At 43.9% G+C, this 23,367-nt stretch carries 31 protein-coding genes, 1 tRNA gene, 1 other RNA gene and 2 pseudogenes; 10 read left to right on the forward strand and 25 right to left on the reverse strand.

The genetic code is table 11. The features are described from left to right. Positions 1–63: 63 nt before the first annotated feature. The gene (locus BLW34_RS16045; RefSeq protein ID WP_177165956.1) at positions 64–228 is read right to left on the reverse strand and encodes a hypothetical protein; all 165 of its coding nucleotides are present in this window, start codon (positions 226–228) and stop codon (positions 64–66) included. 205 nt (positions 229–433) lie between these two features. Next, complete coding sequence (gene dinB / locus BLW34_RS04735) at positions 434–1,621, reverse strand: DNA polymerase IV (protein ID WP_090576306.1); 1,188 nt, start codon at positions 1,619–1,621, stop codon at positions 434–436. A gap of 290 nt (positions 1,622–1,911) precedes the next feature. Between dinB and BLW34_RS04740 the strand changes: the two genes are divergently transcribed. Then, the gene (locus BLW34_RS04740) at positions 1,912–2,271 is read left to right on the forward strand and encodes a YajD family HNH nuclease (RefSeq protein ID WP_177165957.1); all 360 of its coding nucleotides are present in this window, start codon (positions 1,912–1,914) and stop codon (positions 2,269–2,271) included. An 85-nt stretch (positions 2,272–2,356) separates the two neighbouring features. Here the strand turns inward: BLW34_RS04740 and BLW34_RS16050 are convergent, their stop codons facing one another. Then, positions 2,357–2,704, reverse strand: coding sequence for a hypothetical protein (locus BLW34_RS16050; RefSeq protein WP_090576309.1), 348 nt, complete (start codon positions 2,702–2,704; stop codon positions 2,357–2,359). A 3-nt stretch (positions 2,705–2,707) separates the two neighbouring features. Here BLW34_RS16050 and BLW34_RS04750 point away from each other — a divergent pair, with 3 nt between their 5' ends. Next, positions 2,708–2,968 (forward strand): hypothetical protein, encoded by a 261-nt coding sequence (locus BLW34_RS04750; protein WP_090576311.1) that lies wholly within the window; start codon positions 2,708–2,710, stop codon positions 2,966–2,968. 254 nt (positions 2,969–3,222) lie between these two features. Here the strand turns inward: BLW34_RS04750 and BLW34_RS16775 are convergent. The 3 genes and pseudogenes from BLW34_RS16775 to BLW34_RS04765 all read right to left on the reverse strand — a co-directional run. Continuing rightward, positions 3,223–3,462, reverse strand: a pseudogene (locus BLW34_RS16775) (IS3 family transposase); the annotation flags it as partial. 286 nt (positions 3,463–3,748) lie between these two features. Continuing rightward, positions 3,749–3,927: non-coding RNA, 6S RNA (gene ssrS / locus BLW34_RS04760), on the reverse strand. Between the two features lie 290 nt (positions 3,928–4,217). Then, positions 4,218–4,646 carry a transposase gene (locus BLW34_RS04765; protein WP_090576317.1) on the reverse strand — a complete coding sequence of 143 codons (429 nt, stop codon included), beginning with the start codon at positions 4,644–4,646 and terminating at the stop codon, positions 4,218–4,220. On the opposite strand from BLW34_RS04765, the pseudogene BLW34_RS16780 reads away from it, so the two are divergent. Together BLW34_RS16780 and BLW34_RS04775 are read left to right on the forward strand one after the other, a co-directional pair. Next, positions 4,631–4,780, forward strand: a pseudogene (locus BLW34_RS16780) (transposase); the annotation flags it as partial. The gene BLW34_RS04765 and the pseudogene BLW34_RS16780 sit on opposite strands and share 16 nt — an antisense overlap. A 121-nt stretch (positions 4,781–4,901) precedes the next feature. After that, positions 4,902–4,994 (forward strand) — tRNA-Ser (locus BLW34_RS04775). 101 nt (positions 4,995–5,095) lie between these two features. Here the strand turns inward: BLW34_RS04775 and BLW34_RS04780 are convergent. From BLW34_RS04780 to BLW34_RS04850, 15 genes are all read right to left on the reverse strand, one after another. After that, positions 5,096–6,277, reverse strand: coding sequence for a site-specific integrase (locus BLW34_RS04780; protein ID WP_090576319.1), 1,182 nt, complete (start codon positions 6,275–6,277; stop codon positions 5,096–5,098). A gap of 204 nt (positions 6,278–6,481) precedes the next feature. Continuing rightward, positions 6,482–7,102: an ASCH domain-containing protein gene (locus BLW34_RS04785; protein ID WP_218138774.1), complete on the reverse strand. Its 621-nt coding sequence runs from the start codon at positions 7,100–7,102 to the stop codon at positions 6,482–6,484. After that, positions 7,099–8,004 carry a recombination-associated protein RdgC gene (gene rdgC, locus BLW34_RS04790; protein WP_090576324.1) on the reverse strand — a complete coding sequence of 302 codons (906 nt, stop codon included), beginning with the start codon at positions 8,002–8,004 and terminating at the stop codon, positions 7,099–7,101. The genes BLW34_RS04785 and rdgC overlap by 4 nt, the downstream gene beginning before the upstream one ends. Then, positions 8,004–8,660 (reverse strand): hypothetical protein, encoded by a 657-nt coding sequence (locus tag BLW34_RS04795; RefSeq protein WP_090576327.1) that lies wholly within the window; start codon positions 8,658–8,660, stop codon positions 8,004–8,006. Before BLW34_RS04795 ends, rdgC begins: the two co-directional genes overlap by 1 nt. Further along, entirely contained in the window at positions 8,661–10,415 is a 1,755-nt protein-coding gene (locus BLW34_RS04800; protein ID WP_090576330.1) for an AAA family ATPase, read from the reverse strand. It lies immediately after the preceding gene. Continuing rightward, on the reverse strand, positions 10,412–10,744 hold the full coding sequence (locus BLW34_RS04805) for a hypothetical protein (RefSeq protein WP_090576333.1): 333 nt from the start codon (positions 10,742–10,744) through the stop codon (positions 10,412–10,414). The genes BLW34_RS04800 and BLW34_RS04805 overlap by 4 nt, the downstream gene beginning before the upstream one ends. A 187-nt stretch (positions 10,745–10,931) precedes the next feature. Next, the gene (locus BLW34_RS04815) at positions 10,932–11,933 is read right to left on the reverse strand and encodes a hypothetical protein (RefSeq protein WP_090576339.1); all 1,002 of its coding nucleotides are present in this window, start codon (positions 11,931–11,933) and stop codon (positions 10,932–10,934) included. Between the two features lie 68 nt (positions 11,934–12,001). Further along, the gene (locus BLW34_RS04820; RefSeq protein ID WP_090576341.1) at positions 12,002–12,376 is read right to left on the reverse strand and encodes a helix-turn-helix domain-containing protein; all 375 of its coding nucleotides are present in this window, start codon (positions 12,374–12,376) and stop codon (positions 12,002–12,004) included. A gap of 2 nt (positions 12,377–12,378) precedes the next feature. After that, positions 12,379–13,212 carry a RecB family exonuclease gene (locus tag BLW34_RS04825; protein WP_090576344.1) on the reverse strand — a complete coding sequence of 278 codons (834 nt, stop codon included), beginning with the start codon at positions 13,210–13,212 and terminating at the stop codon, positions 12,379–12,381. Positions 13,213–13,326: 114 nt separating this feature from the next. After that, complete coding sequence (locus tag BLW34_RS04830) at positions 13,327–13,560, reverse strand: hypothetical protein (protein ID WP_090576347.1); 234 nt, start codon at positions 13,558–13,560, stop codon at positions 13,327–13,329. A 15-nt stretch (positions 13,561–13,575) separates the two neighbouring features. Beyond that, on the reverse strand, positions 13,576–13,755 hold the full coding sequence (locus tag BLW34_RS04835) for a hypothetical protein (protein WP_090576350.1): 180 nt from the start codon (positions 13,753–13,755) through the stop codon (positions 13,576–13,578). An 18-nt stretch (positions 13,756–13,773) separates the two neighbouring features. Further along, a complete protein-coding gene (locus BLW34_RS04840; protein ID WP_090576353.1) occupies positions 13,774–14,208 on the reverse strand; it encodes a hypothetical protein in 435 nt (144 codons plus the stop codon). A gap of 22 nt (positions 14,209–14,230) precedes the next feature. Further along, the gene (locus BLW34_RS16055; protein WP_177165959.1) at positions 14,231–14,404 is read right to left on the reverse strand and encodes a hypothetical protein; all 174 of its coding nucleotides are present in this window, start codon (positions 14,402–14,404) and stop codon (positions 14,231–14,233) included. Beyond that, the gene (locus BLW34_RS04845; RefSeq protein ID WP_090576356.1) at positions 14,401–14,667 is read right to left on the reverse strand and encodes a helix-turn-helix domain-containing protein; all 267 of its coding nucleotides are present in this window, start codon (positions 14,665–14,667) and stop codon (positions 14,401–14,403) included. Before BLW34_RS04845 ends, BLW34_RS16055 begins: the two co-directional genes overlap by 4 nt. Before the next feature lie 8 nt (positions 14,668–14,675). Beyond that, entirely contained in the window at positions 14,676–14,942 is a 267-nt protein-coding gene (locus BLW34_RS04850; protein WP_090576359.1) for a hypothetical protein, read from the reverse strand. Positions 14,943–15,158: 216 nt separating this feature from the next. Here BLW34_RS04850 and BLW34_RS04855 point away from each other — a divergent pair, with 216 nt between their 5' ends. The 3 genes from BLW34_RS04855 (at position 15,159) to BLW34_RS04865 (ending at position 16,253) form a co-directional block, all read left to right on the forward strand. Next, positions 15,159–15,488 carry a type II toxin-antitoxin system RelE/ParE family toxin gene (locus tag BLW34_RS04855; protein WP_090576362.1) on the forward strand — a complete coding sequence of 110 codons (330 nt, stop codon included), beginning with the start codon at positions 15,159–15,161 and terminating at the stop codon, positions 15,486–15,488. After that, positions 15,485–15,763 carry a helix-turn-helix domain-containing protein gene (locus tag BLW34_RS04860; RefSeq protein WP_090576364.1) on the forward strand — a complete coding sequence of 93 codons (279 nt, stop codon included), beginning with the start codon at positions 15,485–15,487 and terminating at the stop codon, positions 15,761–15,763. Before BLW34_RS04855 ends, BLW34_RS04860 begins: the two co-directional genes overlap by 4 nt. A gap of 190 nt (positions 15,764–15,953) precedes the next feature. Continuing rightward, positions 15,954–16,253 carry a hypothetical protein gene (locus BLW34_RS04865; RefSeq protein WP_090540871.1) on the forward strand — a complete coding sequence of 100 codons (300 nt, stop codon included), beginning with the start codon at positions 15,954–15,956 and terminating at the stop codon, positions 16,251–16,253. An 859-nt stretch (positions 16,254–17,112) separates the two neighbouring features. Here the strand turns inward: BLW34_RS04865 and BLW34_RS04870 are convergent. The 4 genes from BLW34_RS04870 to BLW34_RS04885 form a co-directional block, all read right to left on the reverse strand. Beyond that, positions 17,113–18,063 carry a hypothetical protein gene (locus BLW34_RS04870; RefSeq protein ID WP_090576367.1) on the reverse strand — a complete coding sequence of 317 codons (951 nt, stop codon included), beginning with the start codon at positions 18,061–18,063 and terminating at the stop codon, positions 17,113–17,115. A 92-nt stretch (positions 18,064–18,155) separates the two neighbouring features. Beyond that, positions 18,156–19,319, reverse strand: a complete 1,164-nt coding sequence (locus tag BLW34_RS04875; RefSeq protein WP_090576370.1) for a hypothetical protein — start codon at positions 19,317–19,319, stop codon at positions 18,156–18,158. Positions 19,320–19,607: 288 nt separating this feature from the next. Beyond that, complete coding sequence (locus tag BLW34_RS04880) at positions 19,608–20,093, reverse strand: thermonuclease family protein (protein ID WP_177165960.1); 486 nt, start codon at positions 20,091–20,093, stop codon at positions 19,608–19,610. Further along, complete coding sequence (locus BLW34_RS04885) at positions 20,094–20,849, reverse strand: LexA family transcriptional regulator (protein ID WP_090576373.1); 756 nt, start codon at positions 20,847–20,849, stop codon at positions 20,094–20,096. Positions 20,850–20,955: 106 nt separating this feature from the next. Between BLW34_RS04885 and BLW34_RS04890 the strand changes: the two genes are divergently transcribed. The 3 genes from BLW34_RS04890 to BLW34_RS04900 all read left to right on the forward strand — a co-directional run bounded on the left by BLW34_RS04890 (position 20,956) and on the right by BLW34_RS04900 (position 23,361). Beyond that, a complete protein-coding gene (locus BLW34_RS04890; protein WP_090576376.1) occupies positions 20,956–21,420 on the forward strand; it encodes a helix-turn-helix domain-containing protein in 465 nt (154 codons plus the stop codon). Between the two features lie 206 nt (positions 21,421–21,626). Beyond that, the gene (locus tag BLW34_RS04895; RefSeq protein WP_090576379.1) at positions 21,627–22,736 is read left to right on the forward strand and encodes a DUF1376 domain-containing protein; all 1,110 of its coding nucleotides are present in this window, start codon (positions 21,627–21,629) and stop codon (positions 22,734–22,736) included. Next, complete coding sequence (locus BLW34_RS04900) at positions 22,723–23,361, forward strand: hypothetical protein (RefSeq protein WP_090576382.1); 639 nt, start codon at positions 22,723–22,725, stop codon at positions 23,359–23,361. The genes BLW34_RS04895 and BLW34_RS04900 overlap by 14 nt, the downstream gene beginning before the upstream one ends. Positions 23,362–23,367: the final 6 nt, after the last annotated feature.

Raw genomic sequence — 23,367 nt, forward strand, 5'->3', positions numbered from 1 at the left:
AACACTTCCTTTGCCAGATCAATTCCAATTGTCGTAATTTTCATGTCGGACGCTCCTCTCTAGTTACAGGGTTTTAAACAACACTACTTTGGCACCTCGTTGCCATTTAGGGTAGTGGGCGTCCATTCCATTACGATTAACCTCCCGCGCCGAGTGCAATCCTTTCGCACGGTACGATTCAATCAATTGGCGATCCTCGTCGGTGAGATGCAATTCGGTTTGGCGCATGATCAACTCCTCGTGGCAGGGTGGATGTGCGTCAGTATAATGATGTTTTGTTGTTTATGTGTTGTGATACTAGTGTTCCGAGTATAGTGATTTGAAATAAAATAGGAACCATCATGGCCCCCCATATTCTTTCTGTCAGCTTTCTTGAAAATAATTACTGGCAAGTGAGTGTGTGATGAAAATAACTTCAATTGGCGTGGATGAATTATCCCATTGATTCTGCTGACTGTTGTTCCTGGAACACAAGTGGCAATTCTCCTTGAGATAAAATATTAGTCCCTTGCGGGGAATGTATGGTGGTTAACTTGGTGACGCGTATTCCGAGTAATCGCAGTTTCTTTTCCAGTGGCACACGCCGCAAACATTCTCTCGCAGCATGGCGTATGGATGAGTGATCAGCAGTGAATGTAGTCAAGGTGATATCTCGTGTGACAGTATGGAAATCCTCGAAGCGCAGCTTGATGCCAATGGTGCGCCCGAGGTAGCCTTTGCGCTGGAGATCCTCTGCGATGCGTATGCACAGGACAGTGAGTATTTCTGATAAAACGGCGCGATCATGACGTGGATGAAGATTGCGCTCAAAGGTGGTCTCCCGACTAATCGATTTGGGCTCGGAGCTAGTGATGACAGGGCGGTCATCAATTCCATGAGAAGCTTCGTATAACCAGGTTGAGTAGCTGCGACCAAAGTGAGTCTGAAGGAAGCCCAACTCGGCCTGTGCCAGCTCAGCAATCGTCGAAATACCAAGCGATGCAAGTTTCTTTTCTGTTTTAGGGCCAATTCCATTGATTTTACGCACTGGTAATGGCCAAATTCGATTTGGAATCTCGAACATGTCAAGAATGGTGATGCCATCGGGTTTCTCAAGACTTGAGCAAATCTTCGACAGCAGTTTGTTTGGTGTAATACCAATGGAGCAGGTGAGGCCAGTGGCGTCGAATACCGCTTGCTTGATCCGTTTTGCAAGCGTCAGGCTATCGTCGGGCAGGCCACTTAGATCAATATAAATTTCATCTATGCCAGAGTCTTCGATCTGTGAAGCAATGCTTGCCACGGCCGCCTTGAACAGCCGCGAATAATGACGGTACGCATCAAAATCAACCGGCAGCAGAATGGCATCGGGAGCAAGCTGCGCTGCCTTCATCATGCCCATAGCAGAGAAGATGCCAATCGCCCGCGCTTCATAGGTAGCTGTTGTAATCACACCACGACCGATATATTCACGCAGTCGTGAAAAGTGGAGACTTCCATCTGCCTGTATCGTCGGTTTATGATCAGATTTCCCACCAATCACGACTGGCAAACCACGTAATTGCGGGTAACGGAGAAGTTCGACCGATGCATAGAAAGCGTCCATATCAAGATGGGCGATACGACGTGATAAGATGTTCATTGCTTACAAGCTATTTAATTCTGAGTTATTGTCAATTTGACGATCAGTATTTGAAAATGAATTGCATCTTACGTCAACCCATGATTGAGTGTAAATTCTGAATCAACGTAGAGAGGTTGTTTGGGGAACTGTACTCGTCGCACTTCAAAATTCGGTTTTTATAATCCCTCATCCGGCCTTCTCCCAGCGGGAGAAGATATAGTTGCCGAATTTTGAAGTGCGATGAGTATAGAAATATATCTTGATACGATAGAATGCTTTTTTTCGGATCTTTTTTGAGTGAAATGCTAATGACGAAGGATACCAGCAAACTTGATAAAGTAGTACTGCAAGCACGCCTGAATGCGGAAAAACGTGCGAAAGGTTATCGAGAGCAGGCACTTAAGCTCTTTCCATGGATTTGTGGTCGTTGTGCACGCGCTTTCGACCATAAAACTGTTCAACTGCTAGAAGTGCATCATAAGAATCATAATCATGACGACAACCCCGCTGACGGTAGTAATTGGGAATTATTGTGCACTTATTGTCATGAGAATGAGCACGCCAAAGTGAGGGATTCGGCAGGGCGGACCGATCGTGATAATGCCATGGCGAGTGCTACCTTTAATCCTTTTGCTGATCTCAAAGAAAGATTTAAAAATAAAACCTGAATTGTGATTGTTGGGACACTCAGTTTAATATGCCTTGGTGAGCACCGGAGTTATTCCACCAAAATCCGCGATTAGTTTCTTAATCTCATCCTTTAGTACGCTGGGATACGCTCGCGGGGGGGAGAAACAAAGAAGAATCAGTAAATTTGATGGCAGTCACGCGCATGATACCGCTATTTTCGGTATTATTAGCACATTTTGGTTTTCCAAGAACATGTTTGTTCCTGCCGTGGGGGAGCAGAACCAAGAAAGGAAAGCGCTGGTCGGCTAGGGAGTGAGAGATTGTGCCAATTGGTAGCTTTTGGTACGGATGTTTCGGAACAACTCGGCGGCGGTTCGAGGCAAATGCCGCCTTTTTTGTATCGGCGTAATCGCTCATAACCTGTTCGTTCTGTTCAAGCGTTCTGCCTTGGATGGCAATTAGCAGCACCATCGGGTGGCAACAGTACGCTGGCGACTGTTTCATCTGCCAGGAAAAGTAGTGCGTCACGCCCGTACGGCTGGTGCTCAAGATCGCCCGCAAGGCATGCGTTCCATACCAAAGCCAATTTTCAATTCTTTTATACCATTCGCACTGCCTGGTCAATCCTTTGCTGGAACGGTGCGCCGTATTGCGCCATATGTCACAGAAATTTCAGAGACTTCGCCACGTTGGCGATACCAAACCAAGGTGGTCGAAAAACCACCTGGGCACTAGTTGCAACTGGCCGGTAGCAGATAAAAATAAGCGGAATGAACGATTGTGTTAGAGAAGACCGACACATCACTGGTGCTAATCCGCCCGCTTTTTTAGCGTGGTCATGGGTCACGTCGGCGACATTGGTGAATCCGTGGTAACGGACATCCCGTTTGAAAGAGTGAGTACAACGACAAACCCGAACCAGCGCGGCATTCCGATAGAGATGATGGAGGACGGTAGGTGTCAACGTACTTTTCACCTGAGTACATCATTTAAGCTACTTTTTTCATCGTAGTTTCTGGTTGCGCATTACCGGGATTAAGCCTGACTATTGACTCGTGCAACCAGTTTCTGGTTTTTCCCGGCCAACGTTCCGGATGTTTCTTTTTTGCATTCTCATAGAGGCGTTTTCGCTGTTCAAGAATAGTCACATCATCACCATGATGACGCTGTGCCGACGTCACATATTTTATGCCGCTATGGCGATGACAGTTGTTATACCAGTCAACAAAAGTTTGACCGTGTGATACGGTCACCCTGTTGGTATGTGATGCCACCTTTAGGTGGCGCCAATTCTTGCTCCTTTGAGGGGCTAACAGAAATAAGCCTCCGGCTTTGCCGGAGGTAATTTAACTCGACTCTTGAGAAAAAGAGAAGAAATATTGAAAATACAAAATTATCTAAATTACTTTAGATGCATACCAAAATTCTTTCTACATGAAGCATATCGCAGCATAAAACCCGGCTTTCTCAACAAACCAAACCGTTGAAACTAATGCAACTTCATACATACAAAATAGCTTCCCCGCAAATGCCGTCAGACTGTCATCTTGAACCTTAAGGTTCAAGGTGGTTGCTAACCGTATGCATCAGGTACTTCTTTTTTAAGAAGCGCACAACAGCATCACTTTGGTTTACAACCAGATACTAGGAATTGGTTCAAAGAATATGAGCCTTAACAAACACTGCAGGGAAAATTTTTACTCGCTTTTTTGAGTTATAACACTCAAAAAGCCAATTTACTTAATAATCAATTCTATTAATTTTTTCGCTCTAGCAATATCTCGTTCAACTTGCCTTCCAAGGTTTTAATTTTACGCTTAAACTCATTCATGTCAAAACTTTTAATTAGATACATTCGCAATTTGTTGAGCCTCAATTTTTAATTAGCGTTGGGGATCGTATGGTGACCATGATCCAGTTCTAATCCAGCGTCGTGCTCTTTTCAATTTTTGAGATATACTCATCGCACATGAAATTTCGGCACTCAGGTGCTACCGATGATTTGGAAATTATCAGTTAATAAAGTACGTAATTCTGCTTTGTAATGATCCAATGTTGTGAAAAAAGCTTCGCAAGTGCTTTTGAAAAATGAAAAAATTTCATAGTAGCGACCATAGAAAATTTTCTTCTTGAAAAACTTCCAATAACGCTCAATCAAGTTTAGGTTAGGTGCATATGGCAGCAAAAATATGAGTTTTATTTTTGAATCATTGAGATAATCATTGACCAGTTGGGATCGATAATAACGCGCATTGTCACAAATAATGTAAATATGTGCTGCTATTGGATGGTGTGCCTCGATCTGCTGAAACAATTGGATAGTCGATTGCGCGTTGATGTAGCTAATTTTGCTATAATTTGTTGTTTTCCCGGCTGCGAAAAAAATGTGGGCGCCACAAACACCCGACAGCAGGCTGTCTGGATAGTCAAAGCGTCAAATGTACTGCGGTTCCTGGGCAACATGGTTTTGATACTGGCAAGAAGGTTAATGGCCATAAACGTCACATTCTGGTGGACACACTGGGGTTATTGTTGACGGTTGTAGTGACTATGCTTCCAAACAGCTTCTTAGAAAGAATCAGCGCAAAAGTTGCTCCAAAGCATGAACTAGTTTATCCTTTCCACCCTATTATTTCTTGGCTGAAAAATCATTTAGCAGGAGCAAAAAGGAGAAGTGACCGAGTGGCTTAAGGTGCACGCCTGGAAAGCGTGTGTATGGTTTATCGCCGTACCGCGGGTTCGAATCCCGCCTTCTCCGCCATAGAACCATTAAAAATTAAATACTTACAGATAAACGGTTGACTGTTTTTGATCATATTTGGTCATGTTTTTGCATAGCGTGGTCAACATTTTGGTCAACATTTAAGGGTTACGATCAATTACTTTGTGATTCTGAGGATTGAATAAATACTCCCCAAACATATCAAGCGCCTTGCCGCCTTGCTGCGTATTTGAAGGTATCCAGCGAGCGTAAGTGCGTGCAGTAATTAACACGCTCGAGTGCCCCATCTGCTTAGATACCCAAGCCAAATTTTCTCCTGCTGATAGCATCATTGAAGCGAATGTGTGCCTAGTTTGGTAAGGGTTTCTATAGCGAACATTTGCTCGTTTCAATAATGGAATCCAAAGCGATTTCCTGATTTGCTGATCACCGGTCCATTGCACGCCTTTAATCGGGTTAAGAAATATTTTGCCGCCTTGCAATAAAGTGTGCTGCTTTTGATTAATCAACGCTTGCTCAACAGGTGGCAGCATATCTATTTCGCGCGTCCCTGTTTTTGTTTTGGTTGTCTCATCAGCGTCAGAGAATTGAGTTTTTGCCTTGCTGATATTGATCTTCTTTCTATTGAAATCGATGTCTGACCACTCCAACGCAATCAATTCTGATGTACGCATACCAGTCCAAAAGAACACAATGCATTGATTTTTGATTTGCCCGACTGCGGCCTTAATGATTGCTTGCTGCTCTTCCTGGGTAAACGGGTCCACATAATCTTTTGTGGCGGGCGCTTCATTGCGCTGATATGTCCAGCCAAGCAAAGGATTCAATTGAATCAGATCATCGTGAAGCGCGTCCTGTAGTGATGCACGTAGCGGACTTAGAATATTAGATATGCGCTTATTAGAGCAATTGAGATTGGCCGCCCACGTTCTCACATCATTTCGGCTCAAGCATGTTAATAATTTCGATCCAAATTGAGGTATTACCAGATTCTCAATTATCTTTCTGTAGTCGTTGTATGTACTGGCTTTGATGGTCGGCTTTTTATTAGCAAGCCATTCTATTAAATATGATTTGACAGTGTATTGAGATGGCGCGAACTTAAGCGCATTCTTTGAATTTGGAAACGTATATGAATAATCAAATGTGCCCGCATCAATCGCGCTTAGTATTGCCGCTCTATGCTGGGCCGCCTTCTTTAAGTTAGTGGGCGTGGGCTTGAGTCTGATACGCTCCTTGCAGCGCTTTCCTTTGTAGTAGAAGTCGATCTCAATCGACGAATCGCTTGACTCTCTGACTCCCGGATACTTGCCTCCACCCATGAATGATACCCCTCAACGTTGATTAGAATTCTTCCGTCAGGCGCTTTAGTGTACTCCCGCCCCCTGATCCAGTCACCACGCGAAATTTTTGATCTGATTGCGTCCGGTGTATAGCCTGTTACTTGGCAGAATTTATCAATTGTTACGTAGTTTGCAATCATAATTCACCTAGCCATACGCTTTCTTCAGATGTTTTCTGTTCCATCAAGCCCTCCTAAACTCAATCTTCCAAACGTATGGATCTTCATTCCACGATCCTTTCCCGTTTATTGATTCCCACAGGTATTGATAGCCAGCTCTATATTGTATATGCTCAAGATTTCTGCCAACTCCGGATGGATCAGCACCCTCAGAAATCGCATCCTCTTCACTGATGTCATTGAGCCTCTCTGCTCTGATATTTGTGATCTCCAGGGTGATTCTTGACGCTGATCGCGGCATAAAAATTGACGGCCTTAATTTTCCAGGGTTGATCATTTTTTTACCGGAGATTAGGTTGCTGCTTTCATCTGCTTCGTAATGTATTCCAGCGCCTAAAACCAGACATCTTGGCGGTACACCATCCAATGCTTCAGATGTGCGCCAAGTTTCCCTCACCCAAAGTACATCCCCAATTTTTCCGAACGGGCAATGAATCACAATGTCTTGCAGCTTTGGCAGTAGTAATCCATCAAGAGGCTTATTTAGCCACTCGCCAGATAGATTGCCGTGCTCATTAACTTCTGGCTGCGGCTTGATGATCCGCCTTGTTTGTGTCTTCCTTCCATCTAGCAAAGCTTTTACCATTGGCGCAGACATTAATATTGGGCGTTCTTTAACCATCACGCAGTCTCAGATTCTTCAAGCTTTACTGCGCCACCCAATACAGAATTTATGCCCGAGAAAGCATCGCGCACTGCGTTGGCATTAAGGATGATTTCAGCATCAATCCTTTCTTCCTTCAGCATATCCATGTGGTCTGGGTCACGTTCTTCTATACCTATGTGATTGATATTTTTTAATACCAGCTTTCCAGTCAGGACAAAAGAAAGCTTGTCGTTGTGTGTTAAAGCCAGTTCGATGCAATTTCTTGCGCGAAGAAGATCTCGAAACTCATCTTCACAGATATTTTCTTTAGTAATTCTTACTTTCCCGCCATCTGGATTGGTTAGAACTGCACGATCATCAATGGTAAAACCATGTGGGCAATCATCGTTACCCAGCCAGTTTGTAAAGTTTGCTGATGGGTTTTGGTTAGTTCTCCATTTAATGATTTCAACATCCCAATCCGCATGTTTTAACAATGCGCTAATCAACCAGTCAGCTTTAGACTGGTTGGATGTGTTAACGACTAACAGATTGGTATTAAAATCTACCCAAGCCCGAACATACTCGGTTTTAACAAATGCCTTGGCCAGTAATTCAATAATTACCGCATCTTTAATCTCTCTTTCTTGTTTGCGGCCAACAGGACAGCCCTGTATTTCTTCAAATTTTTTGGCACGTAATTTGGTTTCTTCTTTCACCAAGCTGGCAGGTATTATCTTTTGATCAACCCTGAGCATGATGGCCGCAATATTTCCAATATTGCGCTCCAGTTCATCTTTGCCCTCGATTGGTGGAACAAAGCCAACGCTAGAAAAATCAGCCTGAGTGCAAGGAATGAATGTCCGCATACTAATAGCAGCATTGAGTTTTTCTGGTGTTAATCCGCTAAATGTAAAAATGGTTGCGTTTTTTGCGAGCATTATGATGACTCCTTGTTTGTCGCTTTTGCTTCGTCATATTTGCTGATGCCATAAACAATTGCGTACAAGCACCAGGTGTAATCGAATGTGTAAGATTTACAATCAACACCATCAAAAAAATCTATGAACTCTATACCTTTATAGTTAAATGAATTGATAGCATCACAAGCGGCATGCTCACCATCCCGTGAACGGGATAGGACTTGATCTTCTATCTTCTCCCAGATTTCCGCCTCAAAGTCGTCATCGCCTTCCTCTAGTTCGTGAGCGATGTAGTTATCGAAATGATGTCGAACTGCGTTCTCGAATAGCTCTATGTTAAATTCTTTATAGCCTGCATTTGTTCCTATGCTCAGTAACTTTTCACCCCAGTATGATGGGTTTATAAATAAGCCTTTTTTACCTTCCGGTCTCTCAGGTCTTGTTCTTAAAAAATCGAACATATCTGAAACTCTACTAAAAACATACGTCCCGAAGTCACCGTCAATACACAGTCTTCCAGGCCATGTAATAAGATCAAGCCGATAAACAGAACTTCCATTTCTTGAGAATTTGATATGCCGATGAACCCCATCATCTCTAATTATTTCCATTGAATGATCTTTAACATCATTCAGGAATCTTTCCTCTGTGCATGCGTGATCTTTGTTTGACATTTAAGCTACCGCCTCCTCTTGTGCTTCAACACGCTCAAGTACCCCATCTTGCATCCAGTGCACCTGGGTATTGTTAAATGATTTCGCAACATTCTCAGCGTGTTGCTTTTGTAGAGTTCCATTGATAATGCAGGTATCAATTTCATTCCTGATCGCAAGCTCTTCGAGAAAAATGAATACGCTTCCTCGTGATGAACTTTCCAGAATATCCATTCCGTCGATGATGAACAGCTTCAGACCGGACACATGACTGACAGCCTCCGCCAGAAGAACATCTGCGCGCCACTGGAATGACTTTGAGCTCAGGCAATACGGCCTGCCTTCAACCATGACGTTCATATCACTATCAAGCGTTACTGGAGGCCATCCGGTGATATCTGCAGTAAATTCCAATCTCTTTAGGAATGGCGCAATTGCTTCTTTTAAAAATTCTCCTGGGATACCATCTGGCGCGAGAGCATCAGCCACTTTTAGCCACTTCATTACTTGAGTGTGATGCTCAAGTGCTTTTGCCGTTTTTTGGTCTGCCTCCATTAAAGCTTTCACTTGTTCAGACAGACTTTTTATTTCATCCTCAAGAGATTTTTTTTGAGACTTCAATTCATCGCGCTTGGCGGTGATCGCAAGAAACGCTGCATCGTCAATTTGTGATGTAGTTGAATTGATAGCATCAAGCTGTGCTTTTGCTTTTTCTGAATTAGCCAGATCTCGCTTATCGTTTTCAATCGAGTTGAGAATGATGTTTAGACTATTTTCAAATGTTGTCAGGTTGGCGGCTGCATCCTCATCACCACTCATATCGCCATGTTCTATTAGTTTTTTATCTCTGCCTAAGAATATAACCTCGGTCCCACATGATGGACAGTGACACACCGTATCATCGGAAGTTATGTTACTGGCCAGCCGCCTAGTGTTTTCAATTAACGCCTCTGTGTCTTTGGCTTGCTGCAAATCGAATTCTAATTTTTTCTGGATCCTTGGTATTTTTGCTGCTTCTTCTTGCAGAGTTGCAATCTCTGATGCTCTGGCATCAGACTTGCTTTTCTCAGCGTCCATAGCTCCATATTGTTGAGTAACCTGATCATATTCAACATTAATGGTTGCAAGTAATTGCTCTTTTTCCATCACTGCATTTTGCATTTGAGTGAGGTCTCCCTCTGCTTTGGCTTTCCATTCAGGGGCCTTTTTATCACCGTAAGCCTCTCCAGTGACGCCTTTCCACAAAACCTTTTCATCTCTGGCTTTTGTTTGAGCCTCAGCTTGCGCGTCTGGAAATCCTGCGCGTAGGAGCGGAATGACATGATCAGCCATTTGCCCATCAATACCCTTGGCAAGCATGCGCTCTTTGACCTTTTCGCTTGTTATCTTTGTGCCCGAGATGTTAAGAACAAGTTTGCGTATCTCATCCGATTTGGATGCTGCAAATCTGGATGCAGTGAGCACGTAGGGGAGGGCGGGCGCAGGATCAATGCCTTGCCCCTTGACCGTTCCGTTTTTCAGAATCCGATGGTAAAAATAGCTATCTCCGATCGTGACTTCTGCCATGCCATCCTCGTTGCCATTAATGAGCCAAGGAGCTTCTTGTTTGAGTTTGACGCGACAAAGACCGCCGGTTAACGCCATAGACACAGCATCTGCAATACAGGTTTTGCCCGATGCGTTATTGCCAGCAACAAAAATAATCGGCTTTTCTGTTTCAATCTCTGCGCTTTTAACTGCGAGGATATTTTTTATTGATATCTTGTTGAGTTTCATTTTTTATCCTGTCCTATCTTTTGCAGTAGCTCCACGCACTCTTCTTGAGCATCTTTTGCTGCATCGATCAAGTCTCGCCGCATTAATTCCCTTGCAGTCGCAATCACACTTTCAATATGATGCTGCGTTGCCTCACGTAAATATGCATTCAATTCTCTTACTGAACCGGAATATTTGCTTGCATGCTGTTGGTATGTGACCAGATCGGCTGATAGGGTACTTATTACTAATCTAGCCTTCCCAAATTCTTGATCTTGTCCGACGACGGATAAAAATTCTTCAATTTCATTTAATTCGGACTTCAATTTCTTGTATGCCTCAATTTTCATAGTCACCCCAAATCCATTTTACGTTGTTGCAACTGATGTTTAATTTCCTGTCGTTTAACCATGTGGTGCTGATAGTCTTCGTATGCGTGATGCTTGTTACCGACCCATCCGCATGAGCAAGATGGTTGAATCCACGACATTGGCCCACTACCTCCGTATGTTCGTTTTAGCTCGTGCTTCACACTCATCACCCCAAATCCACTTTTTTACGTTGTCTTGTCTGCTGCTGTGTTGGCTGCTCTAATACTGTTCCGCCAGACTCGCCTGGCGTTTCGTCTCTTAATCCATCAGAGACTGCTTGCTCGGTGTTTTGACTTGCCTGGGATATCTCGCCTGTTTCCGGATCAACAGATTCGCGTGTTGATGGAATATCCCCAACATCAGGTGTCGATTTCAGGTCTTGTAGATTGACATTGGCTGAATAAGAGCCGTCCGATTGAGGCGTTACGTCAATAATGTCACGCGCCTCTTCGCTGCTCCTGCCCATGCCCATAATTACATCCGGCGCATAAATGGAGGCAAAAAAGGAAGCTGCGCGATACTGAAGCATCTGTAAACGCATGTCTCCTTGCCATTTTGAGCCATCCTTGGCATACCAGCCTTCCTCCACCGCCATCTGCATCGTTACTGGGATGGACTGAACAATCTCTTTCGTTGGCCGCATGTTTTCATCAACTTCATATGCCCAGGCAATGCATTCCAAATTTTCAATTTCAACTTCATGCTCAACATAGTTGAACTTCCTTAGCTGATTATTCCAATCCGTTTTCTCTTTATACTTTGCCTTGATGTAGCCGAGGTTTCTACGCTTGAACTTGAGCGGGGTGAACCGTCTGGACGCATTAACTGCGGCAATCTGGTATTTTGCCGACCAGCGCAATTGACCTTGGATCACGTCAGCATTCTGCATGACGCTTATTACAGATAGTCCTACAGAATTAGCTACTTCCATTGCAACGAGGCAATTGCCGATTGCAGATGGATTCTCGACTAAAGTAATGTTTCCTTGTTTGTCTTTTTTCTCATTGAATTGTCGAAATGGTTCTGGTACCGCATTGGAAGTGGCAAATGCTCTTGATATTCTGCATGCCAGCTCAAAACCGCTTTTGGAGAAGAAATCAACCTTTACATCAGGCGTACTCACCAGTTGGTTATTTTTCAATGCTGTTAGTTGCGTTGTTTGTTGCATGATTTTTTCCTTTTAAAAATTTAAATACTGTGGTGAATGCATTAATCTAGGCTGGCTTTCTGCCGCATTTAAACCCTCTTATTTATATTCAACCCGCCTTTATATTTCGGGCTGTTTGCCCCCGCTGAGCCGAACATTGATTCCCTAAGTTTTATTCCATTTCTAATAAGAATTCCTCTAATGTGTGTTTTGGAGACACCAAACATATTCCCAATAAATCTTGTTGATTTACCTTCTAAATAAAGCTTACAGGCTTTGTCATAATCGAATTTTCTATACTCTTTTGCGCTCCTATCCCTGGTGACCATGGAATGCTTCTTCATCCTGTAATAAACAGTTGACTTTCCGCATCCAATTTCTTTTGCTATCTGTTCCTGTGTCATTCCTTTTTTATAAAGCTCTTCCATTTTTTCGTAGGAATAATTTGTGTTTAAAGCAGGCATAATTAAGCTCCCTCCCTAAATGAGCAGGTATTCCACCTGGGGCAATATTTCTCGTTACATAACAAAGATCTCGGATTCGGTGGGAAAAGACCTGCTTTGAATAATTTTGCTGCGTACTCTAAAAGACCCGGGTTATTTTCATCCCCAACAATTATTCTTTTCGCGTTTTTAATGGTTCCGGTAGCAATCCTTGCAGTGCTGCTAGTTGATAAACCAAGAATTTCAGCATCAGCGTTTATTTCTTGCCCTGTAGTATGAGAGTAGAGCAATTCGTACGTCCCAATTTGAGCTCCATGCCCAATGGTACTGGCCTTGTGAATGCCGGTTTTTTTATCTTCAATAACCGCTCTTGATCCTGTTTTCAGATCAGTAATACCAGTACTGTCATCACGTTTATAAATACGAGCTCTGTCCAGTGTTCCGGTCAAGCGGATTACTGTTCCATCGCCGCAGTCGATATCGAGCGGATTGACTGACATTTCCACCGCCACATAATCAAATTTAGGAGCCCACTCATGGCAGTATTTACTAATCAGTTTTAAGCCTATTAGCTCTGCCTCTCTGCCTGTTAAGTTGTCTTTGTTAGGATCGAACTCGTTATCCGGGTCGTACAGGGTATCTATTAATACTCCAGCCGCATCATCAGCTGATATCGTCGATCCATTCAGCTTGGCGCTATCAAAAGCTGCTGTTCCAGCGTGTATAGCGGTGCCAAGGACTGCTCTTCTGCCGACCACATTTCGCATGCCTAGAAGGTAAATACCCTCCGCTCTGTACGCACAATCGAACCACGATCCGAATGCACTTGCCCTAATCGTGAGTGACGGCTCACTCATAACCCACTCCTCCTGATAACCCATCTTGCATACATCAGCCGATACGTAAACTCAATAGCGATAATCAGAGATTTCCAAGTTGGCAGACCTGATTTGCGGATAAACACCACACGATTAATAAAATTGCGCATCTTTCACTTCCACAAAATCAGGGCTATCAAGCTCGCTTGCTCCACACTCATTAAGATCAATCGTCAGGATCATTGGCTCGTCATCAAAGCTGTGGCGATCTGCCATATTGCCCATCACCGCCAGAGCAAGCATTGCCAGCATCATCACCACTGATAGTCTGAAAGTACGTAGCTTCTCTTCGTGCTTACGAACCCTTGATTCTTCGTTATTTTCCATAGCTCTCTCTCCCTTTTAAGCCGCTTCCTTGTCACCCACATCTGCTACCCTGAACTCCCCGCACCAATCATCCTCATGGATGATGGGGAAAGTGTTTGTGTCGCCGCCTGGCGGAAACCGTCTGCACAGCGTGTGCCCCTTAACGGAAAATCTCGTTTTGTCAGAGAACATGCAGTTCTTGCATACCTTTTCCATATCAAATCTCCCCGATCACTATCCAAGCAAGGCGCTGATTACCCATTTAAAGAGCAGTGCGCCTGTTGTCTCTTTTTGATCCTTTTCCGGAAATATGTTGTGCAGCTTGCTTATAGGTATGACGCGATGTTCGCCAAACCAATCTTCCACGTGCATGTCGTTCCCGACTTGCCAATAGCAGTTATGGCGATAATCACCACTCTGGCGGTTGAATTCCTTGCCGCCACATGCATGTGGGATCTCCACAACAATGCTCTCTATTCCGCATGGCATGTTCTTATAAAGCTCAAGAAATGATGCTGGGAGACTCGTGCCCAAGCCTATCGGAGTGCTCAGATGAATTCTTTCCTGTTCTTGTTTTATCTGATGCTCGTCAATCCCTTTGCCAATAAAATACGAGATCGGGAGAATGCTTATCATCAGTGCGGTATATATTTTTAAATTAAGTGTCATCTCTTCTTTTCCTTTGGTAAATCTAGGCAGCCCTCGCGTCAACTTTCACTATTCCGTATTTCTCAAGAGCATCCATGACTGCCTCTGAAGTAGACTTGAACAATCCGTTATAGGTAAATGATCGTCCATCTTTCATGGTTACCTGTACCTTGCACTTAACTGGCTGCTTGTAATGTTTCATCCTCATTGTTTTCATGATGAGTGGGTTCCTGTTTTTTTGGGCACGACTCTTCCTCGGATGTAAGCCCAGTCGATGTTTGGGTGAAGTTCCTCACACACCACCTTGCCATCAGTCAGTCTCTCTATATTTGGGCAATGAGCAGCTGGGATGGGTCTGTGTCCAGTTGTCCATTGATTAATGGTCGCAATTGTCACCTTAAGCAAGAGAGCCATTTGTGCTTGACCGCCCACAATTTGGCACGCCTTTTTTATAGCTGTGATTTGTATATTTGTTCTCATCTTTCTCTCTAAATCTCCGGTCTTAAATAATCAAATTCGTCCATCGGCGGATCGAGACTTGCTTCGTACTGCTCAACCCATCCCTCAAATTCGTCCTCGGTCTCTTCTCTCATTTGCTGGAAAGTCACGGGGAAATATTCTTCCAATTGCGTAGCTACCAGATAAGCAGAGTCACAGTTGAATTCCCTTTCGATCAGGGCGTAAGTTTCTGGATACGCAAACTTGAACCGTTCTCCGATCAGCTCCAGCTCTCGTTTTTGTTTCTCGTCCCTCATGGCCGTCTCGCTGGTGTGTTGTCGATGATTAAATTTAGCGTAACGCTAAACACATGTCAATAGCGAAATGCTAATATATTTTGCTAAAATACCCCTGATGTTTTTATGGAGTTTCTCTGGGAGGGGAATTAAATGAGACTAGAGAGGGTGAAGGGAGGGGGAGGGGGGGTGAGAAGTGAGGATTGCTAGCTATACAAAAACTTGTATAATAATACTATGATTAAACAAATTGAATTCATTTCTGATTCTCTCAGTGAATTACGTATGTTTCCTATAAGTGCAAGGCGTGAAGCAGGTTTTCAGCTAGATAGAGTGCAAAAAGGATTTGATCCGGATGACTGGAAGCCAATGAAAACGATTGGTTCAGGAGTTAATGAGATTCGTGTGAGAGATGCAGATGGAGTTTATAGGGTAATTTACATTGCTAAATTTGATGAGACTGTATTTGTGCTCCATTGCTTCAAAAAGAAAACTGAAAAGACTGCCAAAACGAATATTGATCTAGCAAAATCGAGGTATAAGGAATTAATGAGGAGATTTAAATGAACGATAAATTTAATAGCGTGTGGGATGCTATTGAGGATACGCCGCATCAAGCAGCAAGCATGAAGATACGCTCTAAATTGCTAATAGCGCTGCAGGAGCGCTTGAGAAACAGTGGCTTGACACAAGTCAAAGCGGCAAAGCTGCTTGGTGTTACTCAACCGCGTGTTTCTGATTTGATGCGTGGAAGGATTGACTTGTTTTCGCTGGAATCACTGGTGGATATGATCACTAGCATTGGTTTGGAAGTGGAAATAAGCATTAAAGATGCTGCTTAGAATGTGCTAAAGAAAACGAATAGCCTGCCGATAACAATCTTTCACGGCTTTATCGTGAACACTAAGTAAGAAAAGTGAGAAACCCCATCAGATTTACACGAGTCTGGTGGGGTTTTAATTGTATGGACCTTAATCTATCCAAGCATTTCTTTAAAGAGAAATTGACTTTAATATTTAGGAGATATGAATTATGACCAATTTTGCGTCTGTTGCTTCCGAGTCTGCACCTTTACAAGGGCAAGATCATCGTTCTAGCTACAATTTTCAATTACTACCTAATAATGATCCCCAATCTGGATTTACTATAAGCAGCGCACAGGGCGTCGTTTTTGATATTAAGCAAGATGTTACTGGTTCAGATCCAACTCCGGTGAAATCAGTGACTAACGGTTCTACTATCCAGGCGGGTGTGTTAAAAAACGGAAATAACTATTACATTGCCAATCCACAACATGCTAATGGTAATTTCGTTGTCACATTAAATCAGTAAATTGTCGAAGAGATTTTCGTGATTTTCCCTCGTTGAAAAAGGGAAACCCCGCTAGATAATGCTGCGATCTGGTGGGGTTTTGCTGAACCTCCCATGCAAAATCGTCTTGAAAAGATTTTACCAACATGGAATAGCCTCGTTCCGTAATGACGGTAATTCCTCTCGGAGGTATATTAATTCCAGAACAACGGAATTCGTTGTTTTGAGAAAATCAATTAGATAGTAATGCCTTCCTTCTTCAAATCTGTTGTGAATCGTCAAGTTAATAGGTCTTGAGCCTAGTAAGCGAACGAGTAAGTAAAGAAGTAATGGAAACAAAACGGAAAAGCTCTACGCCGCATTCCAAATATGAACCCTCAAGTAAGAATCTAAAACTAAACTATGTTTTACGCATATTATAAAATCGGTTAATGAATTTAATTCAAATTTCGCGACTAGATTTTTGTTTTCTCTCTTGGGTATAGTGGAATGTGCTAGCAGAAATCGGTAGGTTGCGATGGATGATGATGGATGAGATATATTAGATGTTTAGTCCCATGCATTTATTCTAATTTGCGTGGCAAGTTTGATGCTCTTTAGGGGAGGGAGGCAGTCAACACAATCCTTTCCAGGGGTAGGTAGTTCAGCAAATGCGTTATAAAGATTGAGAGCAGACCAGATTAGAAAAGCTTATGAGTAGTGATTCAGTAATCAAAGGAATAAATAATTGTTCTAGTCCTTCATGGCTCACCACAACGGATAAAACTGGTAACTGGATTATTAAGATTTCAGTTTGATATCTATGCAATTAAAGCCCGCAGCACGGGCAAAATTGAAGCGCAGCGAAAATTTTGTCTCTGTGCCTGTGATTGTTAAGCTTCTATGGGTAAATCACTTTTAGCTTCTCCAAGTTACCATGCTCGAATTTTTTGTGTAGAGCCGGCCTATCTATAGCGAAGCTTCCAGATTTCGCTACTTCATCAATGGCCGAGTTGAGAAACTTAAATAGCTCAGAGCCCGTTGAATTACCCTGAACCAGGGCTTGTTCGTAAATATTCTGTGCTCTTGCCTCGAATTGATTCCTCATTCCGAGTACGGCGACTTGGTCTTCTGAAACTTCTTCACCTTCGGTAAACATCTCGATAATCCCATCTTCGTTCTGACGTTCTTTCATACGATATACGAAAATATGATGAGACCTCCTCCGAGGACAGTAGATGCCAGCTGCAAAATCTGTGCTCATTAGATCCAAATCTTCACGACTTAATCGATATTTCTTTGCAGACTTTAGCGCCACGTTGATTGAGTGCTCGATAATACTTGCTATGAATTCAAATGATAAAAGACCTTCAAAATGTCTTGGGAGAAACATATCCTCACCCCACAAAACCACTCTCGGAGAATCCCTGAGCTCGTTGTGTTCACAGTGACGCTGAACAATGTACTCACCAGGAGAGGAACTTTCACTGCATGATTTATAAGAGATTTGAAGTTTCGCCAGATGTTCGATGATCGTGTTTAATGCGTGGGTGGCGGTAAGAGTACTTCCTGAAAAGGCTATAAAGCAGCCAGTTTCTATATACACTTCAAAGTAATCACGAAAATATTCACCTACGAAGTATGGTTTCCATAGTTTTATTGGGACGTGGTGGACCTTCCTCAACCCACTAAGAATTGGCTTTTCTCCCTGAGTACCATTTGCAGTTATTACGCTATCTGATACTGCGAATAGTCCTTCGCTACGAAGAGAAATTTTCGACTCTTCTTTGTGCGCCCAAACCTGTGAAAAACCATCTTTTACCTTTTCGTGCCCAACAATAACTAGAGTCATCAGATCCTCATTAAGTCTAACGTTCAAGGTCAGGGGCGCGGCGCGGCTTTATCGCGCAGCGTCCCCCTGCACCCCAGGGTTGGCCGTCATTGCTATACCCCCGCGCCATCACTGTGCGAAACCGGAATTCTCTTGAAGTATTTTTTCAAGGCCCAGCCCGTCTGATGGCTCTGTAACAGCCAATGAAAATACTCAAATTGAATCCACTTTCCTCGCTCGGATATTGGCTTCACAACTTCGCGCGGGAATAGCTTCCCCTCTACGGGGGCTCCATGTTCTGGCCTACGCCTGACTGTAGCGATGCGATCCAAAACCACGAAGCGCTGTTCATCTCGCTTGGCTTCCTGGACGAGTGCCTTTTCCACGAGGCGTGACAATGACTCAAGTTGCTTGGCTTGGGTCTGAAGGAGCAACCTTTGGGCCTCCAGCCTCTCGTCAGTTTGCTTTTGCCACTCGCGAGACGACAGCTCTTGATAAATGGGTATCAAGAATGTGAGGATAAAACTCAGCAAGGTCATCAGCTCTAGCTTCCTTCGACTGAGGCCAATCCCCGCCTCTACTGGCGCTAACGCCTTCTCGCTCAAGGTGCCATCTGGGGCAATACCGAGGGCGGCAAGTTGAGCCTCCATGCCCTCTGGCCCAAGAAGCCTCGCGAGAGTACTCGCAGAGGTGAAGTCAACGACGGGCAGAGTCAACCGACCCAGCTGCTCTTGCATTGCTTTCAGCGCACCGATGGAGTCAACCAATTCGGCAGGCACAGACCAACTTCGTTCAGCCTCTTTATATGCGTTCATTGTCTGGGCAAGGGACCCGGCAATGGAAGTCGCTGAAAGCATCTCTTGCGCGTGAGAGAACGAAGACTGCATACTTTCCTGCATAGCTTCCGCGACGTGATTGAAGTGGCTAGCCTCTCTAGCGGCCCTCTCCACTTCGGCACTCAGGAACGATGATTGTTCGATCTCTTCCATCAGTTTCCGATAACTAGAGTCAAACATCAGACTCTTGCGAATGTCGGCAATGGGATCAAGCATCGTTCTAATGTGGTCGAGTTGTAGCCTGTTCGCATGCTGGAACTCTTCAGCCATCTTTGCCGCTACTGATGCGGGCTCAGCGAGTAATCGAAGTTGTTCTGAAAGTGTATTGATTGGTTGGAGGTTCTCAATCCAGCTGCGTCGTGCTTCTTCCATCCTCTTCATTTCTCGATAAACGCTGCTATCCGGAAATGCATTAATAGCGGATAGGCCAAGAATCTTCATGAATTACCTTCTATCGCATTGGCATAGGACACTGTGCGATCTGCCTGTGACGCCCAACAACGTATTGTATACGACAAAAAATGTCTCATAACTTAGTTAAGGATAGAAAAACACCGAATATAAAATATATGTTCTAGCAAAATAATGGTTATAAATTGCTTTGTGCATATCAACTAATATCAATATATAAGATACTCATTTCCAGAATCGATTTAAGATAAGGCAGTAGCTTGATCTGAATTATTTAAATGTTATCAGCGAGAAATATCTTCCTTTATGGCGGACTGTTTACTTTCTCCTGGATTTACGCCACTCCCAGGGTGGGATTTTCTCAGATTCAGGCAGACTCCATAGACCAACGCGATTTTTCCTTGCTTGATTTTCTAATGCATAAAGGCTCTTATCCTTAGCATATTGCCGATATACCCATGCGGAACCGCGTCTGACTAACTCCGCGTTTACATCAACATTACCCACATAGACACGACCGACAACGCGCTTGTATCGATCCGTGCTCTGAGATTTGACGATAGCGGTTTTGTTATAAGCGAGTGCTGATAGCTCTTGCTTTGCCTTGCTACCATATGGCTGTTTTGACTCCGGCGTGTCTATTTCAGCCAGTCGCACTTTGATTTGACGTTTATTCGAATCAAGAATCGTTAGGGTATCCCCATCAGATATGGCTACGACACGGCCTCTGTATTCTTGAGCAGCGTAGAGCGGAAGCGATAATACAAGCAGAATCAGATTAAAAAGGATTATTTTTGGTTGCATTCACACCGATCCAAATTTCTTGAACGTCATGGGAAGTGCCCGGATTACTCTTCCGATAATCCGTGTGCCCTCCATGCGGTCATCCCATGGCCAGCTCTGATAAAACTTATTATCCGAGCTGACCATGAGCGTCTTTCCAACAATTGAAAGTCTTTTGCATATTAGTTCGCCGCCGTGAAGCAATATGTAAATAGCCTCTCCGGCATAATCTTTGATCGACATGTCAACAAACAGCAAGTCATCAGGTTGGATGGTAGGAGCCATGCTATCTTTACTAGCAATGACAATCTGAATCTTATTATTACGATTCATGCTGCCAATCAGGTGTTGTGCTTCATTTGGTTCCATTTCTATCGATCGTACAATCTCGTGGTAATCATTATTAAAATGACCTTCTCCACAAGCAGCTTTTACGTCAAGAATGTGGAAAAAGGCGGAGGCGTTAGTATCTTCCTCGAAGGATATCCTCTTTGAGGATATGACTGGTTCCTGGTCATATATTGCGGAGGATTTATGTATATGTTCAATAGGTTGATCCATCCAACCGCGTGGTTTTCTACATATTTCCTCTATATCTCTTGCCGATCTGCTGCTCATAGCACGAGGTTTGCCGGTCGCTGAATCGGGTGATTCATTTACCCATTGTGATACTTGTGATTGGTGCTTGCCTATTTTCTCGGCAAACCTCGTTAATCCGCCAGCTTCCTCGATAAGGATATTAAGTCTGGCTATTCGAATTTTATTAATAGTTTCCATAACCTAAAAATAGCATTTTGCTAATAGAAAATAAATTAGCGTAACGCTTGACTAAGTTATTAGCGCTGCGCTAATATAATAAAAGGAATATATAAAAGACCCAAAAATGAATTCAGAAAGAAAACACATTGCATTTGAAAGAGCCTGCGACATAGTTGGTTGTCAGGCAAAAATGGCAAGGCTGCTTAATATGAAGCCTCCAACAATCAATCAATGGATACATCTTGTAAAACAAATCCCAGCAGAACGCTGCCCTGAAATTGAGAAATTAACCAACGGCGCCGTGAAATGCGAAGAACTTCGCCCCGACATCGATTGGGCATACCTGAGAAGCACGGTTACTACAACCAAACCGCAAGCATCAACATTCCCTATTCCAGAAACAGAGCTTTCTTCGATTCCTGTAGAGGATTCAGGGAAGCTTTTAATCATCGACAAGTCGGATCGCCGCAATGAAGAGCGGAGAAAAGGTGATCGCCGCGATGGTGACCGTCGTAATGACAATGGCGCTGGACGCCGTGTTGGTGAGCGACGTATCTGCGATAGACGCTCTTGTGATCGTCGCGAATAAAAATGACCGTAATTACGATTATGCGATGCCTCCTGATTATTGATTTCCTTGGGTCCTCTTACCTCGTGGCGCTACTCCCTTATCTGCGGTACCCCATCCAGCAGGTCGCCACGGGAGATTTTTTTAATCATGCAGGAGTTTATGTGGGTGGGGAATCGTACAGGAGTACACCTGTACTTTGGTACAGGTAGGGAAGGGCAGTAGAAATGCATTACTACCAATTCAATATAGCTGACTATAGAAAGGATACTTCCCACTTGTCCCCTATAGAGCACTACATATACCGAACGCTTATTGATTGGTATTACCTCGATGAATCACCAATACCCAAAGAAACCCAGATGGTATTGCGCCGGTTATGCTTGGGAACCGAACATGAACCTAATTTAAAGAATGTACTTTCCGACTTCTTTATAAACACCGAATTTGGTTGGAGACACAAACGAATAGAGCAGGAAATTATTGAGTATGCGGCCAAGTGTGAAAAAAACGCAAACAACGGAAAGAAAGGCGGCAGGCCGAAGAAAACCCAGTCGGTTAATTGCGCTAACCCAAATGAAAGCGAATTAAACCCTAACCAAAAACCAATAACCAATAACCAAGAACCATTAAAAACCTTTACACCACCCCCCAACCCCCCTGAGGGGGGCTCTGCCGTCCTGTCGGACTCCGGGTCTATCGACCCTCCGTTCTCCAGTCCGGTCGCAAGGGGTTCAGCAGAAAATCGCAAGAAATCGCAAAAGATCACCGAAAATCCGCTCGAAAACAGCGGTAAAAAACCTGAGACTGACGCCAGAAATCAGCCACAAAACATAGAAAAATCAAGTGTTAACACCCAGAATCTGCCAGCTGAAACCGGAAAACCACCTGGCGGATTAACGGTCGTTGCAAAGCAAAATCCTCAGCCCATGCTGATCGTGGGTAAAGAAGCTCCGAAAAAGCCGAAAAACCACGGTACTCCTGAAACACTCACAAGCGAAACCTGGGATGCGTACGCCGTAGCCTACGAACAACGCTACGGCGCAACACCGGTGCGAAATGCTACGGTCAGCGGTCAGCTAGCGCATTTTGTGAAACGCATCGGAAGGGACGAATCGCCGCATGTAGCAAGGTTCTTTGTCTTTCATAACTCGCAGTATTACGTCAAAAAAATGCATGCTGTCGGGGTAATGCTGGCTGATGCTGAGAAGCTCAGAACCGAATGGGCAACCAATCGCAGCGTAACCGAAACGCAAGCAAAGCAGATAGACCGTAAACAGACTACCAGCAACGTTTTTAATCAACTAATTGAGGAAGTAAGGAATGGGAAAATCTGAGATGGAAGAATTGGTCAAAGCCATCGCTGTAACGGCTGAATTGACCGGAACAGAGTTATCGATTGATGCAGCCAGGGTCATGGCTATGGACTTGTCTGAATACCCGATTAATCAGGTACTGGCTGCTTTGACGAAATGCAGACGTAGCCTGAGCGGAAGGCTTACGGTTCAAGCCGTTATCAGCAGAATTGATGATGGAAGACCTGGGCCGGAAGAGGCTTGGGCTATGGTCCCAAGAGACGAAAGCGCATCTATTGTTTGGACTGATGAAATGGCGCAGGCGTTTGGCATAGCCAATTCGTTGATTTGTGACGGGAGTACGATTCAAGCCCGTATGGCTTTTATTGAGTCATACAAAAGGTTATGTGATGAGTCGCGTGAGCAAAAGATACCTGTTAGATGGACTCCATCGCTAGGGCATGACAAAAGAGGCCGCGAGTCAGTTCTGATGGATGCTGTGATGAAAGGACGCTTAGCTGCTAATCATGCTCTTGGCCTACTGCCTCATATCGATGGATCGGATGCTAAAGAAAATCTTCTTGCGATTATTAGATCAACTGATCGTCTCATTAAGATTAAAGCAATTGATCAATCTCCCAAATTAACCGAGAAAGAGTTTGCTTGATAAGCG

The organism is Nitrosomonas sp. Nm58 (assembly GCF_900107335.1).
GTDB lineage: Bacteria > Pseudomonadota > Gammaproteobacteria > Burkholderiales > Nitrosomonadaceae > Nitrosomonas.